General features: G+C 70.7%; 14 protein-coding genes. 3 read left to right on the forward strand and 11 right to left on the reverse strand.

Annotated features, from left to right (window positions below):
• Positions 1–1,060: 1,060 nt before the first annotated feature.
• The 5 genes from E6R60_RS08005 to E6R60_RS08025 all read right to left on the reverse strand — a co-directional run bounded on the left by E6R60_RS08005 (position 1,061) and on the right by E6R60_RS08025 (position 7,045).
• A complete protein-coding gene (locus E6R60_RS08005; protein ID WP_136325730.1) occupies positions 1,061–3,418 on the reverse strand; it encodes a non-reducing end alpha-L-arabinofuranosidase family hydrolase in 2,358 nt (785 codons plus the stop codon).
• A gap of 211 nt (positions 3,419–3,629) precedes the next feature.
• The gene (locus E6R60_RS08010) at positions 3,630–5,201 is read right to left on the reverse strand and encodes a sigma-70 family RNA polymerase sigma factor (protein WP_136325731.1); all 1,572 of its coding nucleotides are present in this window, start codon (positions 5,199–5,201) and stop codon (positions 3,630–3,632) included.
• A 328-nt stretch (positions 5,202–5,529) separates the two neighbouring features.
• A complete protein-coding gene (locus E6R60_RS08015; RefSeq protein ID WP_136325732.1) occupies positions 5,530–5,703 on the reverse strand; it encodes a rubredoxin in 174 nt (57 codons plus the stop codon).
• The gene (locus E6R60_RS08020) at positions 5,700–5,879 is read right to left on the reverse strand and encodes a rubredoxin (RefSeq protein ID WP_136325733.1); all 180 of its coding nucleotides are present in this window, start codon (positions 5,877–5,879) and stop codon (positions 5,700–5,702) included. The genes E6R60_RS08015 and E6R60_RS08020 overlap by 4 nt, the downstream gene beginning before the upstream one ends.
• The gene (locus tag E6R60_RS08025) at positions 5,876–7,045 is read right to left on the reverse strand and encodes an alkane 1-monooxygenase (RefSeq protein WP_136325734.1); all 1,170 of its coding nucleotides are present in this window, start codon (positions 7,043–7,045) and stop codon (positions 5,876–5,878) included. Before E6R60_RS08025 ends, E6R60_RS08020 begins: the two co-directional genes overlap by 4 nt.
• A gap of 120 nt (positions 7,046–7,165) precedes the next feature.
• Here E6R60_RS08025 and E6R60_RS08030 point away from each other — a divergent pair, with 120 nt between their 5' ends.
• Entirely contained in the window at positions 7,166–7,759 is a 594-nt protein-coding gene (locus E6R60_RS08030; protein ID WP_136325735.1) for a TetR family transcriptional regulator, read from the forward strand.
• Positions 7,760–7,966: 207 nt separating this feature from the next.
• Positions 7,967–9,223: a phytase gene (locus E6R60_RS08035; RefSeq protein ID WP_240802475.1), complete on the forward strand. Its 1,257-nt coding sequence runs from the start codon at positions 7,967–7,969 to the stop codon at positions 9,221–9,223.
• A gap of 163 nt (positions 9,224–9,386) precedes the next feature.
• Here E6R60_RS08035 and E6R60_RS08040 read toward each other — a convergent pair whose 3' ends face one another.
• The 6 genes from E6R60_RS08040 to E6R60_RS08065 all read right to left on the reverse strand — a co-directional run bounded on the left by E6R60_RS08040 (position 9,387) and on the right by E6R60_RS08065 (position 14,186).
• Positions 9,387–9,533 carry a cellulose binding domain-containing protein gene (locus E6R60_RS08040; RefSeq protein WP_240802449.1) on the reverse strand — a complete coding sequence of 49 codons (147 nt, stop codon included), beginning with the start codon at positions 9,531–9,533 and terminating at the stop codon, positions 9,387–9,389.
• A 560-nt stretch (positions 9,534–10,093) separates the two neighbouring features.
• Positions 10,094–11,098 (reverse strand): YihY/virulence factor BrkB family protein, encoded by a 1,005-nt coding sequence (locus E6R60_RS08045; protein ID WP_136325738.1) that lies wholly within the window; start codon positions 11,096–11,098, stop codon positions 10,094–10,096.
• A gap of 63 nt (positions 11,099–11,161) precedes the next feature.
• Positions 11,162–11,845 (reverse strand): DUF3618 domain-containing protein, encoded by a 684-nt coding sequence (locus E6R60_RS08050; protein WP_136325739.1) that lies wholly within the window; start codon positions 11,843–11,845, stop codon positions 11,162–11,164.
• Positions 11,821–12,273 carry a phage holin family protein gene (locus E6R60_RS08055; RefSeq protein WP_136325740.1) on the reverse strand — a complete coding sequence of 151 codons (453 nt, stop codon included), beginning with the start codon at positions 12,271–12,273 and terminating at the stop codon, positions 11,821–11,823. Before E6R60_RS08055 ends, E6R60_RS08050 begins: the two co-directional genes overlap by 25 nt.
• 12 nt (positions 12,274–12,285) lie before the next feature.
• Positions 12,286–12,969, reverse strand: coding sequence for a hypothetical protein (locus E6R60_RS08060; protein ID WP_240802450.1), 684 nt, complete (start codon positions 12,967–12,969; stop codon positions 12,286–12,288).
• 353 nt (positions 12,970–13,322) lie between these two features.
• On the reverse strand, positions 13,323–14,186 hold the full coding sequence (locus tag E6R60_RS08065; RefSeq protein ID WP_136325742.1) for a methyltransferase domain-containing protein: 864 nt from the start codon (positions 14,184–14,186) through the stop codon (positions 13,323–13,325).
• 28 nt (positions 14,187–14,214) lie between these two features.
• Here E6R60_RS08065 and E6R60_RS08070 point away from each other — a divergent pair, with 28 nt between their 5' ends.
• Complete coding sequence (locus E6R60_RS08070) at positions 14,215–15,702, forward strand: PLP-dependent aminotransferase family protein (protein ID WP_240802451.1); 1,488 nt, start codon at positions 14,215–14,217, stop codon at positions 15,700–15,702.
• Positions 15,703–15,783: the final 81 nt, after the last annotated feature.

Consider the following 15,783-nt stretch of genomic DNA (forward strand, 5'->3'; position numbering starts at 1 on the left):
CGGAATGGCACCGCCTGATCTCGCTTCGGCACCTCCACGAGGAAACAGAGCGAACGCTCCGCAAGCTCCGTCTCGAGGCCCTTCAGTAGCCCGGGAACCCTCGGGGCCGGCGACGCCGTCGTGACATGTCCGCGGGGTCAGCGCAGGCGCTTCCGGCGACGGTCTGATGTTCGGACAGGGCGACTAGAGACATCCGAAAGGGTGACAAGTGTGCTCAGCGCGGTTCCCACGCGTTCGGTCCACGTTGGCTTCTGCGTGGAATCAAGAAGGTTGTGGGAGCGGCACGCCGTCCTGGCCGAGGCTTTTTGCGGCGCGGACGAAAGCGTGCGTGCGGCCCAGTCGCTATGTGAACAGGCTCAGGCCGAGCGGGCGCGAAGGCTGGCCGCTTTCGCCGTCACGGTGGGCAGTGATGGTGCCGTCGCCGAACTGCTGGGTGTCAAAGAACGTGAGGTGCGCATGGCCCGCCGGACCGTGGGCAGGGCCGACGCCCGCTCGTTCGCGGATTCCTTGCTTGCCCACCCGTCCTCGGGTGCCTCGGAAAGGGTGCGCAGCGCCTCCGGGAACAGCGCGGTGGGTGTTCCCCTGGGAGCGCCCCCACCAGGGCGGCCCCTGTCCGCCATCCCGTCCCCCCGGCCCGAATGGCCGTCGGTCCCACCGGTGTCGCCAGGTGCGGAGGAATGGCCGCCTGTGCGGCGTGAAGGAGGCCGCCATCGGCGCCTGGTGAACGAACCCGCGGCAACCGTGCGACGCTCGCCGGACTACGGCCGAGTCGATCCTTCGTACGCCGACGACTCCTGGTCGCCGCCGATCCAGGGGCACGACCTCACGGAACCGGGTGAAGGCCACCCCTCCTCTGTGTATGAGTGGAGCGCTGAACAGTGGGCGTCGGGGCACAGAGGAGGGACGCCCTCCTACGGTTCGCGTCGCATCGAGGTTCTTGACGTTTGAAGAAACGTTCACTCAGCCACCGCGTGATCTGCGGGAGTCGGTGCACCCCCTCGATCACACGGTGGCCGGTCCGGCCCGGCGCGAGAGCGCGTGAGCCGGACCGGGCGGGTCGTCAGCGCTGCAGGGTCAGGACGCCCGGCCGGTACGGCAGCCGGTCGTAGGGGTCGGTCGAGGTGGGTGACTTGCCCTGGTAGAGGAACTGCAGGTTGCAGGGGTCGATGGTCATGGTCTGGTCGGGGTTGTTGCGGACCAGGTCACCGTGGCTGATGTCGTTGGTCCAGGTGGCGCCGCTGTTGGCCTTGCCCGCGAAGGGGTTGCTCTCGGACGTGGCCTGCGGGGTCCAGGTACCGTTCAGGCTGGAGGCCGTGAACGAGCGGAAGTAGCGCCCGTTCGCCCCCTTCGCCTCGACGATCATGAGGTACTGGTTCCGGCCCTGGACCTTGTACACCTGAGGCGCTTCGAACAGGTTGGCCTCCGTGTCGCTCATCACCGTCGTGGACGACGATCCGAAGCTGCCCGGGAAGTTCCCGATCGGCATGCTCGCCCGGTAGATCTTGCCGTTGTCACCGGCGAAGAACAGGTACATGTTCTGGTCGTCGGCGATCAGGGTCTGGTCGATCGGACCGGTGGGGGAGCCGGTGATGCTGCCGGTGAACAGCGGTTGCGGCGCCGACCATCCGTTGGGGTTGGCGGGGTCGCTCGACGTGCGGTAGATGAAGGGCCAGGCACCCCACTGGTACGCCAGCACCCAGACCTTCTTGGGTGCGAAGTAGAACAGCGTGGGCGCCACCGTCGCCTGGCTCATCCCCGTCTGACCGGCGGACGCCATGTCCGACCAGTTGGTGAAGGGGCTGAACGCCATCGAACCGTACGAGGATCCCGATGAGTTCGACGCGTAGACCAGGTGCTTGCCGTTGTACATCACACTGGTGAAGTCCTTCAGCGCGACCCACCCGTTCGCCGGCTGAGCCAGGACACCCGTCGACGACCAGCGGTACGTCGAGGGCAGAGCACACGAGCCGCCCGTCGTCCCGCCCGGGGCGGACCACTTCTGGTTGCTCGCCGAGGCGCAGGTGTACAACTGGATCTTGGTGCCGTTCGCGGTGGCCGCACCGACGGCATCCAGGCACAGCCCGGACTGGACGCCGGTGATGGTGCCGTCGCTGTTGACGTTCCACTGCTGGTTGGCGCCGCCGTTGCAGTCCCAGATGACCACCTCGGTGCCGTTGGCGGTGCCCTTGTTCTTGGCGTCCAGGCACTTGTTGCCGTACGTCGTCAGCTGCTTGGCGGCGGTGTGGGTCCAGCGCTGGTTGGCCTGTCCGCCGCAGTCCCACAGCTGTACCCGGGCGCCGTTGACGGTGGTGGAGTCGGGAACGTCGATACAACGGCCGGAGGCGGCGCCCTTGATCTCCCCGCCGCCTGTCCCGTCGGCCGGGGTGACCGGCGCCGGCCCGGCGGCGTCGAGGGCACTGAGGACGGCGGTGTACGCGGCCTTCGGCTTGCCGTTGTCGTCGAACAGCAGGGGGCTGTCGGCGCTGTGCCAGGAGTCCTTGTCCCGGACGCCCCACACCGTGATGCCGGTGCACCGGGCCACGGCCAGGCAGGCCTTGACCGCGTCGGCGTAGTGGGTGGGAGACGCCTTGGCGATGTCCAGCTCGGTGATCTGGACGTCGACGCCCAGGGCGGCGAAGTGGGACAGGGTGGTCCTGAAGCCGGCCGGAGGGCCGCCGGTTCCGAAGTGGCTCTGGAAACCGACGCAGTCGAGGGGCACGCCGCGGGACTTGAAGTCCTTCACCATGCGGTAGACGCCCTGGGTCTTGGCGTCCGACCAGTTCTCGATGCCGTAGTCGTTGTAGCAGAGCTTGGCCGAGGCGTCGGCCGCCCTGGCGGTGCGGAACGCCTCCTCGACGAAGCCGTTGCCCAGCACCTTCTGGAACACCGAGTTGCGGAGTTGGCCACTGCCGCCGTCGGCGAACGCCTCGTTGACCACGTCCCAGGCGTACATCTTGCCCTTGAAGTGGGTCATCGTGGTGGTGATGTGGTTGTTCATCACGCTGCGCAGCGTGTTCTTGTCACCGATGGCGCTGACCCAGGCCGGGAGCTGTGAGTGCCAGACGGTGGTGTGACCGCGCAGGCGCTGACCGTTGGCCCGGGCGCGGTCGACGATCCGGTCGGCGGGCCCGAAGGCGAACGTGCCGCGGGACGGCTCGACGGCGTCCCACTTCATCTCGTTCTCCGGGGTGACCATGTTGAATTCCCGGTCCGCGATCGCGGTGTACGCCGAGTCGCCGAGCCTTCCGGCCGCCACGGCGGTGCCGAAATAGCGGCCCGAGGGAGCCGCCTGCGTGTCCAGGGGCGCGGCGCCGGCCGAGTTCGGCAGGAGCGTCACGACTCCGGCGACCAGCGCCGCGGCCGACACGCCGATCGTCAGTGTCCGGCGGCGTCGGCCGAGCCGGTGCAGCCCCTTCATGATTCTCCTCGGTGCTCGCGGTGCGCTCCGGGCAGGGGGGTGTGTCGCGTCATGGGAAAGGCTCTCTTCAGGGGATGCGTCACTGAGTGGAGGCCCCCGGACCGCCGGTGCCGTAACAAAAAAATCGCGCCGCCCGCAGAATCGCTCCGTGATGCATGCCACCGGCGAAAAGCGTTATGTCAGGCCCCGCCGCATGGTCGGCCCCGCGGATTCACGCTTGTCCGGCCCAGGCGCCGCGCACGACGAAAGAAGCCTGGCCGGCGAAGGTCCGGGTGCCGTCGGAGCCGTCGAGCCAGATGCCTGCGTCGCGGTGGCGGAGCACCGAGCCGGGGTAGTTGTGCGCGTGCAGGGTCACGGATCCGGCGACCGCCCCGGGGCTCGGACAGAAGGTGGCGTCCTCCCGGAACAGTTCGCTGCCGTCGTAGGCGCTCAGACGCAGCCGCAGGTCACGATGGCGCAGATAGCGGCCGTCGGCGGCGCGGAAGGTGACACACCGGGTGTCGGCCATCCCCCGGACGACCGAGAAGGTACCCCGCTGCCGGGCCTGCGCGTCGCTGGACGCGGTGACGCGGCCGAGTGCCGGAAAGTCGCCGGTGTACGTGAGATAGGAGCCGGGCTCGTCCACGGATTCCAGCGACCGCGCGCCCAGCGGGACGGCGGCGGCGGGCGCGGTGGGTGAGGGGCCGGCGGACGGCGTGGCGGGCGGAGTGGTGCGTGAGGGGACCGGCGTGGGATCGGCGACCGCCGGGGCGGCGCCGGCGCCGGGCGTCCGGTGCGAGGGTTCCGGCCAGGTCGCACAGGTGGCCGCCCCGGTGACGAACACCGCGCCGACGGCCAGGGAGACCAGGGGATGGGCGGTCACCAGGGAGAGCTTTCCGGCGAGCACGCCGTGCAGACCGCTTCCGGCCGTCGCGGTCGCCGTCACTGCTCCGGCGGCGGGTGCGGTGGCCAGCCCGGCGGTGCTCATCGCCGTGTTCGAGAGCAGACCCTTGGCGACCAGGGCGGAGACGAGTCCGGCCGGGATCGCGAGCGGGGCGAGGCTGAGGGGAAGCCGCTCGGCCGGGATCCGTTGTGCCGCCGTCGCCGCGCAGACCGGGCAGGCGCGGGTGTGCCGCGCGATGCGCTTGCGCCATACCGAGCTACGCAGACCGTCCCAGCCGACGACGGTCTCGTCCAACTGCCGGCAGCGCTGATCGGCTTCCAGCGCGGCGACGATCGTCCGGCCCAGCTCCAGTTGCTCCCGCATGCGTTGTACGCGCACCCCGACATGGGCGACGGTGAGCCCCGTCGCGGCGGCGATGTCCTCACGGGTCAGCGAGCCGGCGCACTCCTGCCACCACAGCGACAGCAGCACCTGATGGTCCGGGTCGAGCCACCGGCCGGCCTCGACGGCCTGCCGGCGCTCGTCCGACACATGCAGACGCAGCATCGTCACATCGTCGGGTTCGGCGCCGGCGTCCGGTATCTGATGGGCCTCGTCGAGGACCGCGGTCCGCTGGGCGAAGGCGTACTGACGGTGCCGGTGGGTACTGATCTGGTGCAGTGTGATCGCCACCAGCCAGGACCGGAAGCTCTCCGGGGCACGGAGGGCAGGCAGGTCACGCACCACGCGCAGCAGGGTCTCCTGGACGACGTCGTCGACGTCGGCGTGCCCTCTCAGCGCGCGCCCCACGATGTTGTAGAGCAACGGCAGGTAGGTGGCGATCAGCTCCTCGCGCGCCCGGTCGTCACCGGCCTGCGCTGCGACGACCAGCCCCGCGTGGTCGGTGTCGGTGAGCCTCATGCCACTCCCTCGGGGGAGCGATCTGCCCCGGTGGCACACTCCTCAGCGTCGGTGAACGTATCCCTCCGTGCCGAGGATGGGCAACCGCGGGGGCCGCCGCACCGACCGGCCCCCTGAACAGCCGGACTTCGCGTCCGGGACACGGAAACGCACGGCGGCTCCCACCAGAACCGCACCCGGGTGGAGGGAGCTCATCACGCTCTACGGCTCCCGCAAGCCGCAGCGCCAAAGGTGGAGCTGCTGTTCCGCGAGCGGTTCGTCGCGGACCGCCGCCGCCCGCTTCGTGACGCCCCTGGCCGCCCGGGCCGGCGACCGGTGACCGAGCCGTTCAGGCAGGGGTGATCTCGGTCATTTCGAAGTCGGCCTTGGCGGCTCCGCAGTCGGGGCAGGACCAGTCGTCGGGGATGTCCTCCCAGCGGGTTCCGGGGGAGATGCCCTCGTCCGGCCAGCCCTCGGCCTCCGCGTAGATCCAGCCGCACACCAGGCACTGCCACGTCTTCATGAGGTCTCCACGCGCTCGAAGTCGATCTTTTCGCGTACCCCGCAGTCGGGGCAGCACCAGTCATCAGGCACCTGGTCCCAGGGTGTTCCCGCGGGGAAGCCCTCGCGGGGCGCCCCGGTCCGCTCGTCGTAGAGGTAGTCGCAGACGGGGCAGACGAATCGGCGGGTCGCTGTCACGCCGCGCCCCCGTAGCGGGCGAGGAGGGCCCGGCGGCGTGAGGGCTGGATGTTGGCGCGGGTGACGTCGCCCTCGTAGTGGGCGATGACGCGGTGGTCCATGACACGGCGCCACAGCGGGGGGAAGTAGGCCAGCACGATCATCCCGGCGTAGCCGGCGGGCAGTTCCGGCGCCTCGTCGAAGTGGCGCAGAGCCTGGTAGCGGCGGGTGGGGTTGGCGTGGTGGTCGCTGTGCCGCTGGAGGTGGTACAGGAAGACGTTGGTGGTGACGTGGTCGCTGTTCCAGCTGTGCTTGGGGGCGCAGCGCTCGTAGCGGCCGGATTCGGTGCGCTCGCGCAGCAGCCCGTAGTGCTCGGTGTAGTTGATGACTTCGAGGAGACAGAAGCCGAAGACGGCCTGGAAGACCAGGTACGGCAGGATGCCGGGACCGAACGCGACCGTGAGCGCGGCGAAGAGGACGAGTGACATCGCCCAGGCGTTGAGGACGTCGTTGCGCAGCGTCCAGGGGCTCTTGCCGCGCCGCTTCAGGCGGGTCTTCTCCAGGCGCCAGGCCGAGTGCAGGCTGCCGGCGACGGTGCGGGGCAGGAAGCGCCAGAAGCTTTCGCCGAGCCGGGCGCTGGCGGGGTCCTCGGGCGTGGCCACACGGACGTGGTGGCCGCGGTTGTGCTCGATGAAGAAGTGTCCGTACCAGGTCGGCGCGAGGGCGATCTTGGAGAGCCGGCGCTCGACGGATTCCTTCTTGTGGCCGAGTTCGTGCGCGGTGTTGATCCCGATGCCCGCGACGCCGCCGAGCGTGAGGGAGAGGCCCATGCGGTCCGCAGGGGAGAGGCCGCCCCGGGTGATCAGCCAGCACCCGACGACGAGCCCGGCGTACTGCACGGGAAGGTAGAGGAAGATGCACCAGCGGTAGTAGCGGTCCTGCTCCAGCCGGGCCAGCACGCTGTCCGGCGGGTTCGCGGTGTCCTTGCCCAAGAGCTGGTCGATGACCGGGACGATCACGTAGAGCAGGACGAGGCCGGTCCACCAGAACGCGCCGAGTCCGGTCGTCTCCACGAGACCCCAGGAAAGGAAGGGCAACGAGGGTACGAGGAGCCCGATGAGCCACAGATGACGCTTCGGATCGTGCCAGGTCACCGTCGCGTCCGCGGCCCCGGATGGTGCTGTCATGCGCCCACTCCCCAAGTAGGAGGACAGTTCCCTAACTAACCGTCAAGTAGTTAGACAGTTGGGCTAGTTAGTGTCAAGACTTTCGACAGGGCGCGGACCGCTGACTACAGTGGGGCCACGATGACAGGGTTCCGTGAAAACGTACGGTCACTGCTCCGCGAACAGGTAATGGACGCGGCCTACGAGCTGGTCGCCGCCGAGGGCTGGGGCAGGCTGCGGCTGGCGGCGATCGCGAGGATCGCGGGCATCAGCCGGCAGACCCTCTACAACGAGTTCGGTTCGAAGGAGGCCATCGGGCAGGCGCTCATCGCACGCGAAGCCGAACGCTTCCTGCTCGGAATCCAGGAGCAGTTGGACGCCCACCGTGACGACCTGGAGGCCGCCGCGGCCGCGGGGGTCGGCTACACCCTGCGCCAGGCCTCCGACAACGCCCTCATCAAGGCGGTCCTCACCAGCGCGCGCGGCGGCGAGGACGACCTGCTCGCCTATCTGACCACCCGGCCCGAGCCCGTCTTCAACACCGCCACCGCCATGCTCGACGCCTACGCGGCCGACGCATGGCCCGAGGTCGACGCCGAGTCCCGCAGTCTCGCCGTCGAGACGATCGTGCGCCTGACGGTCAGTCATATCGTGCAACCCGGCGCCTCGCCCGAGGAGTCGGCCCGTCGCATCGCCCGGATCACCGTTCTCACAGCCCGGTACCCGCGCCCCTGACGTCCGTCGGCTGCGCCACGGACGTCGGGGGCCGACGGCCGGGCGGCGCCCCCGCGTGCCCGTAGCCGCCGGCGAATCCGGTGTTCACCTCCCGTACGACCCCGCTCCACGTGGCGACCGCTTCGTTCTCGCATCCGGATCACAGGATGCTGCGGCGATGTTCCCGATGACAGGAGCCTTTACGTGGTCACCCCCCGCACGTCCCTGGTGGTCCTCGCCACCGCCTTCGCCGCGCTCACCGTGACGGCGACCGGGCCCGCCCAGGCCGCCGCCTCGCTGCCCGCCGTCTCCCCGCGGGCCGAGACCGCCGCCCTGCACGACGACGAGGCGGGCGGCGACGCCGATGCCGACGACCCGGCGATCTGGCGCAACCGGGCCGACCCGGACCGCAGCCTCGTCGTCGCGACGGCGAAGCAGGGCGGACTGCGCGTGTACGACCTCGACGCCCGCGAGGTGCAGTCGGTCCCCGCACCCGCGGGACCCGGACCGGAGGACGCGCCCGGCCGCTTCAACAACGTGGACCTCGTGCACAGCGCGCGCCTCGGCGACCTGGCCGTCACCACGGACCGGGGCAACGACCGGCTGCGGATCTACCGCATCGACCGGGACCGTGCCGGTGGGCCGCTCAGCGACGTGACCGACCGAACGGTCTCCCCCGTCTTCTCGTCGTCGCAGGACGAGATCAACGAACAACGCACCGCCTACGGCCTGGCCACCTGGACCGACCCGGCGACGGGCCGCTCGTTCGCGCTGGTGAGCCGGCGCGAGCGCACCCGTCTCGCACTGCTGGAACTGACCGCCGGCGCGAACGGTTCCGTCGGCTACACCAAGGTCCGCACGCTGGACCTGCCCGCCGCCTTCCGTCTGCCGAACGGCGCTTCCTGGTCACCCTGCGCTGAGCCGGGCGAACTCCCGCAGGTGGAGGGCATGGTCGTGGACCCGGCGAACGGCACGCTGTACGCGGGCCAGGAGGACGTCGGCATCTGGCGCCTGAAGGCCGACCTCACCGGGACGCCGACGCTCATCGACAAGGTCCGCGAGTACGGCGTCCCCGGCACGTACGACGAGGCGACCGAGGAGTGCGTCGCGGGCGCCGACCCCGGCTTCGGCGGCACGAAGCTCACCGCCGACGTCGAGGGCCTGACCCTGGTCGCCGAGAAGGACGGCGACGGCCTGCTGCTCGCCTCCAGCCAGGGCGACAACACCTTCGCCGCCTACGACCGCGAGATCTCCGACGCCAACGAGTACGAGGGCGGCTTCCGCGTCACGTCGGCCACGGCGACCCTCGACGGCTCCGAGGAGTGCGACGGCGCGGCCGCGCTGGACGCACCGCTCGGCCGCCGCTACCCGAACGGCCTGCTCGTCGTCCAGGACGGCGACGACACGCCCGGCGACGGCGATCGCCCCTCGACCAACTTCAAGTTCGTCGACCTGGGCGAGGTCACCGACGCGATCGACGACTGACCCGAGGGCGGGGCGGCGTCCCGTTATGGGGGTCCGCCGCCCCTGCCGTCCGCCGGCGCGTCCATGCACCGTGTGCCTGCGAGGCCATGGGCACACGGCGCGTGGACGGCCTCCGCGGCTCGGCCGCGTGCTGCCGCCGAGCCCGTGAGGCGATCGGATCGGCTCAGGCTGCGGCGCAGACGCTGCCGTTCAGGGTGAAAGCCGTGGGAAGGCCGTTGGTTCCGGGCCGTGAAGTGCCGCTGAATCCGAAGTTCACGCTGGCTCCGGGCGGGATGGAGGTGTTGTAGCCGCTGGGGTGGGAGGCGGTCACGTTCCGGCCGTCCTGGGTCCGGGAGGCGTTCCAGATCTGGGCGTCTCTTTCGTCCGGAGGGAGGCGGTCCGCGGCCTCGCAGGGCGCGGCGGTGGACGGGGCCGGTGTCGGCGGCTCGACGAAGGGGGATTCCGGCCCTGTACCGGTTTATTGACCAGGAACGTAGGGCGGTGTCAGGTGACTGTCAATCAGTCGCGCGGACCCCAAATTTCCTGGTCAGTGACCGATGCCTGACGCATGGCGGGGGTGACCACGGGGTTTAGCGGTTTATTTCCGAGAAACAATCCACGGTCGTTCGACGGATCACGAACGCCCCGTTGACAGGATGGGCACCCGCCGTGCCTCATGGGGGCGACGACCGGAACCGCACCGCGGAGGCGTCCGTGATCACCGAGCACGGTCGGCTGCTGCGTGGGCCGGGGCTGCGGGGGAGTGCCCGAACGAACCCGGTCGCCACGCCTCCGGCGCGGCTTGTACGCCATCACGATGCGCAGTACGTGGCCGCATCCGCCTCCGCCATGACGGGCGCGTCGCGGGAGCCGGTATCGCTCTGCCTGCCGCTATTCGCGCCGTTCGTCGTCGGGACGGTCGGTGCGGCCGGTGCGGCCGGCGGAATCCCGGTCCTCGTCGGTCCACTTCCGGGTGTCGCGTGGTTCGACGTACGGCTCCTGGTCCGCCGGCCGGCCCGCCACGACCGCTCGTTCCCGGGCGATCTCCGCGTCGAATTCGAGACCGAGAAGGAGGGCGAGGTTCGTGATCCACAGCCAGACCAGAAAGATGATGATTCCTGCGAGGGCCCCGTACGTCTTGTTGTACGAACCGAAGTTGGCCACGTAGAACGCGAAGCCGGCCGAGGCCACCAGCCAGATCAGCAGGGCCAGCAGGCTGCCCAGGGAGACGAACTTGAAGCCGCGGTCCTTGGCGTTGGGGGCGGCCCAGTACAGGATCGCCAGCATGAGGCCCACCAGCACCACGAGGACGGGCCACTTGGCGATGGACCAGACGGTCAGGGCGGTATCGCCCACGCCCAGCATGGTGCCGGCCTGCCGGGCCAGCCCTCCGGTGAGCACGACGATCAGTGCGCTGACGCAGGCGAGAATCATCAGGAGGAGGGTCATGCCGACGCGCAGGGGCAGAACCTTCCAGGCCGGGCGACCCTCGGGCACGTCGTAGACGGCGTTCGAGGTGCGGATGAAAGCGGCGATGTAGCCGGACGCGGACCACAGGGCCCCCAGCAGGCCGACGACGGCCAGCACGGAGCTGGTCCCCCCGGTGGACTGCAACTGGGTCACGGCGTGGGTGATCACATCGCGTGAGGATCCCGGCGCGAGCTTCTGGATGTTGTTCAGGACGGTCTGCGTGGCGGAGTGCCCCGCGAGCCCCAGCAGGGCGACCAGCACCAGCAGGGCGGGGAAGAGGGCGAGGATGGCGTAATAGGTCAACCCCGCCGCACGGTCGGCGAGTTCATCACGCTTGAACTCCTTGACCGTGCGTTTCAGTATGCGCGCCCACGAACTCTTGCTGACCTCCCCGGGCGAAGCGGGAGGCCGCCCGGACTCATTCATGGCAAGTACCTCACTCGTCGCAGCACAACGGCGTCGCGTGGCCCGGAGGACCGCCCGGGGGCCTCAGCCCTGTCGCCGCGCTTGATCGCGTGCCTGGCCGGCCGCGTCCTGGCCGACCTGGCGCAGACCGGTGGCGGCCTCCTGACCAGACTCCTGAGCCTGCTGCCGGGTCGCCTCCGCGGCATCCCGTGCCGTGCTCTTCACCGACTCGAGGGCTTCCGTGGCGGGCCGGCGCATGCCTTCCTTGAGGTCCTGCGCCGCCTCCTGCGCCGTCTGCCTGGCCGGCCCGAGCAGCTCGTCGGAGTGCTCACGGAGCTGGGATCCGGCCCGCTCCTCCGCTTCCGAGACCGGGAGCAGTGCGGCGGCGAGCATGCCGGCGCCGAAAGCGATGATCCCCGCGGCGAGCGGGTTGCCCTGCGTCCGCCTCGTGACCTCCTCCGGAGCCTCCTGCACCGACTGACCGACCTGATCGGCCGTGCGTCGCACCGAGTCGCCCGCCTCCGAGGCCGTGCTCCTCGCGCTCCTCGCCAGATCCTGCGCCTTCTGCGGGGGCGGTGCGCCCGTCATGTGGTCGGCCGATCCCATCACGCGCTCCTTCAGAGCGGTCAGCCGGTGCTGTGCGTGGTCGGCCTTGCGCCGGGCCACCTTCCGCGGCGCCGCCTTGTCCGCGAGGCGGTCGACGTTGTGCGCCAACCGGGCCCGCGTGTCGTCCACTTCGTGCTTCAGCTCCTCCGGGTTCGTACCCATTGGGCATCCTCCTTCAACGTCTCCGCGGTCCGCTCCGGCTTGACCCGGACCGCGCGCATACGTGCACGGCCGACAACGAAGAGGACGGCGCCCACGACCGCCCAGACCGCGGTCACGATGAGGGCGGCCCACGCGAGGTCCACCAGGTGGGCCAGGCCGAAGACGGCGGCCAGGCTGCCCATCAGCAGCACCAGGTGACCGGCGTAGCCGGAACCGGCGAGCATGCCACCGGCCTTGCCCGCCCTGGTCGCCTCCTGTGTGATCTCGGCTTTCGCCAGCTCGATCTCGCTGCGGACGAGGCGGCTGAAATCCTCGCTGATCTCGCCGACCAGTTCTCCGACGGACGGATCCGCCGCCGGTGTCCGAGTGGACCCGGACGCGCCGGTGCCGTGCCGGCCGATGGCGTGCTCCGAAGAGGAAAGAGCCACGACGGGGCCCCCTTACGGTTCTTGCGAGTCACGGGCGGGATACGGCTCCGCTGCCAGCATCGGTCCGTCCGACGCCACGGAACCGCCGTAGGACGGGGTGGGCGGCTGGCCGTCGGAACCCGGACCGGTGAGGTCGCGGTCGCTGAGCCGGTCGGGCCTGCCCGCACCCGGCAGCTCGTCCTCGCCGTCCGCGGACGGCGGGCCGCCGGACGGGGCGCCGTCGGCGGTCGCGGCCGTGCCGCTGCTCGCGGCCTTCACCCCTTTGCCGAGGCGGGCCGTCGCGAATCCCGCCAGCGCGGCACCCGCCAGGAATGCTCCCGGCCGACGGCGCGCGAAGGCCTGGAGATCACTGACGAGTCCCTGCGGTCCCCGGCTCTCCAGGCCGCCCGCCAGCCTCCGGCCGCGATCGGCCATCTGCCGCACGGCGCTCGTGGCGGGGGAGTCCTCCCTGCCGCTCTCTCCCATGTCACCCAGATCGTCCGCGAGTCGACGCACACTCTCGGCCAGTCGCTGGGTCTGGGTCCGGGCCTGCTCCTGCAATTGATCACGTAGCTCCCCCGCGACATCGCGGGCCCGGGTCGAAGCCTCGCCCGCCACGTCGCTCGCATGCTCCTTGGCGCTGCCCACGACGTCAGTGGTCTTCTCGCGCACCAGGCCCGCGCCCTCATCGGCTTTGTCCTGGGCCGTTCGCTTCACTGCCGCCGCGGTGTTCTCATTCGGACGGTCTGAACCGTTGAACTCGCTCAACGTTCCTCCTCGGTCGTCCTGAGCCGCCGGCGAGGATGTGCCATCGCCGGCTCTGCCGGGGCGCACTGTCATGGAGCGGGCGCACTGACACGGGAACGGCGACACGGCTGCGTACGCCATAGCTCGTCACCCGGGACTGCGCACACGATGGCTCCGAGGGGGCGTGGGACAGACCTCGTGCGAGGAAGCCGTGCCCCGTCCTTCCCGGCCCTTCCGGCGCTCATTCCGGGCCGACCCGCTTCCTTAATCCAGGGTAGGCAGTCGTCGGCGATCGCACCTCTGGGAGCGTCGGCCTGTCTCCGTCACCCCGGTGTCGCGGGGGAAGCGTGCGGCTTCACCGCGACACCCTTGAAGAACGTGTAATGGAAGGTTCCGTCGTGGGCGGTCCGATGCAGGTCGGCGATGCCCCGCTCCCAGTCGGGCTCCGTGGTGAGGGCGGCGGCCAGCGCGTCGTCCCGGACGGATTCGACCATGGCGATGAAGGTGTTGCGGGTGAAGCCGTCGACCAGTGCCGGCCGGGTCCGGTCGGCGTAGACCGTGCGGGGGCGGACCACGACGCCGTCGTATCCGGCACTGTCCAGCAAGGGCTGGAGCTGCCGTCCGAGCAGCGCGTTCCCCCCGGCCACCGCCTGAAGGCGGACCTGGCAGTCGATCGCGGCCCGGGCATGCGCGCTGTCGGGGTGGAAGAACGCCGACCCGTGGTCCCCCTCGATGACGGTGATGGTGCCCCCGGGCCGCAGGACGCGCCGCAGTCCCGCCAATGCCTTGACGGGATCCGGCAGATGCTCCAGGAAGAAGCACACGAAGACGTGGTCGAATTCGGCATCGGCGAAGGGCAGGTCGAAGACGTCGGCGCGGACCCACTCCACCCGCGCCCCGGGGACGAGGTCCGCGACGCGGGCGCGGGCCTGTGCGAGGGATTCCCCGGACCGGTCGACCGCGACGATGTGCGCCCCGGGGCTGGAGCGGAGCAGGTGGGGCGTCTGCGCTCCGACCCCGCAGCCGACCTCCAGTACCCGACTGCCCGCGGGGTAGGCCGTGCCGGCGTGCAGCAGCCGCGCCAGTATGTCCGCCTGGTCACTCAGCCGGCGGCCCTCACGCGAGGAGTATCCGTGCACGTAGCCGGCCGCCGGGCGAGCGGCGGAAGATGTCGTAGCGGTGTTCATGGCCCCACCCTGCTGCCACTATGGCCCGGTGAACAGATCCAATGAGGACCCTCCTGACCAGTCCATAACCGCGGGAGCCGACTTCCTCCATCTGTCCGCCGACGCGGTGCCGAGGGGCGGGAAGTCCGACTGGCTTGCCCGGGAGATCCGGCACGCGCTGGCGGACAGCCGCCTGCCGGTGGGAAGCAGACTGCCGGCCACGCGGGTCCTGGCCGGCGAACTGGGCGTATCCCGCGGGGTGGTCACCGAGGCCTACCAGCGCCTGATCGAGGACGGGCACCTCGCCGGACGGGGGCGCAACGGAACGGTCGTCGTCGGCGCCCCCGCCGCCGTGGCACCACCCACGCCCCGCACGATGGCCGCCCCGCCGCCGCGCCGTTCGGTGTTCACCGGCGGCCCCGGCGCGGACGTCTTCGACGCGATGCGCAGGGCGCGGGCGCGGATCGACCTCTCCCCGGGGCTCCCCGACCTGGCGGCGTTCCCCCGGGCGGCATGGCTGCGCACCGAGCGCCGCGTCCTCGACCGGCTGGCCGCCTCCGACCTCGGATACGGGGATCCGCGCGGCACACCGGAACTTCGCGTGGCCATCGCGAACTGGATCGCCCGCAACCGGGGCATCCGGGCGGACCCCGGCGAGGTCCTCATCGTGGCCGGCACCGCGCAGACGCTCTCCCTGGTCGGGCAGGTGCTGCGCAACGAGGGACTCTCCGCGGTGGCCGTGGAGGACCCCGGCTCCCTCGGAGCCCGCCAGCACCTGCACCACTGCCGGCTGGCGACCCCGCCCGTCGCGGTCGACTCCGAAGGCATACGCGTCGATGAACTGCGCGCCACAGGTGAAACCGCCGTCCTCCTCACGCCCGCACACCAGTTCCCGACCGGAGTGGTCCTGCGCGGCAGCCGGCGCAGCGAGCTGATCGGCTGGGCCCGCGAGCGCGACGGACTGATCATCGAGGACGACTACGACGCCGAGCACCGCTACGACCGGGCTCCCGTGCCCGCGCTGCGGTCCGTGCTCGCCGAGAACGTGATCTACGCGGGCAGCGTGTCGAAACTCCTCGCCCCGGCCCTGCGCATCGGCTGGGTCCTCGCCCCGCCGAAGTACCGTGACGCCCTCGTGGACGCCAAACGGTTCGCCGACCTCGGCAATGCCGCCCTGCCGCAGCTCGTACTGGCGCAGTTCATGGAATCGGGTGCGATGGAACGCCAGTTGCGCCACCTCCGCCGGCACCACCGCCGTCGCCGGGACGCCATGATCGCGGCCGTCGGCGCCCACCTGCCGCAGGCCACCGTGCACGGGGCCGCTGCGGGTCTGCATCTGACGATCACCTTCGAGGCCGGCTTCGCCGACACGGACCTCGCCGCCGCGGTCCTCGCGCACGACGTGAAGGTGCATCCCCTGTCCTGGCACGGCCAGCGGCCTCGCCGACCGGGCCTGGTCCTCGGCTATGCCGCGAGCACCCCCGCCGACATCGGCCAGGGAGTGGCGACGCTCGGCGAGGTGCTGCGGCGGTTGTGATGACGGCCCGCGGGCTCCTGCGTCCAGCGCGTGCCAGGCGTCGCCGGGCAGGCGCGCCTTCTGCCGTCCCTGAGGGCTGTC

Source organism: Streptomyces sp. A0642, assembly GCF_004795105.1.
Lineage (GTDB): Bacteria > Actinomycetota > Actinomycetes > Streptomycetales > Streptomycetaceae > Streptomyces.

Bases quoted from the DNA above. Each gene is read 5' to 3' on its own strand.
- E6R60_RS08005 (WP_136325730.1), bottom strand. From the start codon at position 3,418: ATGAAGGGGCTGCACCGGCTCGGCCGACGCCGCCGGACACTGACGATC.
- E6R60_RS08010 (WP_136325731.1), bottom strand. From the start codon at position 5,201: ATGAGGCTCACCGACACCGACCACGCGGGGCTGGTCGTCGCAGCGCAG.
- E6R60_RS08015 (WP_136325732.1), bottom strand. From the start codon at position 5,703: ATGAAGACGTGGCAGTGCCTGGTGTGCGGCTGGATCTACGCGGAGGCC.
- E6R60_RS08025 (WP_136325734.1), bottom strand. From the start codon at position 7,045: ATGACAGCACCATCCGGGGCCGCGGACGCGACGGTGACCTGGCACGAT.
- E6R60_RS08030 (WP_136325735.1), top strand. From the start codon at position 7,166: ATGACAGGGTTCCGTGAAAACGTACGGTCACTGCTCCGCGAACAGGTA.
- E6R60_RS08045 (WP_136325738.1), bottom strand. From the start codon at position 11,098: ATGAATGAGTCCGGGCGGCCTCCCGCTTCGCCCGGGGAGGTCAGCAAG.
- E6R60_RS08050 (WP_136325739.1), bottom strand. From the start codon at position 11,845: ATGGGTACGAACCCGGAGGAGCTGAAGCACGAAGTGGACGACACGCGG.
- E6R60_RS08065 (WP_136325742.1), bottom strand. From the start codon at position 14,186: ATGAACACCGCTACGACATCTTCCGCCGCTCGCCCGGCGGCCGGCTAC.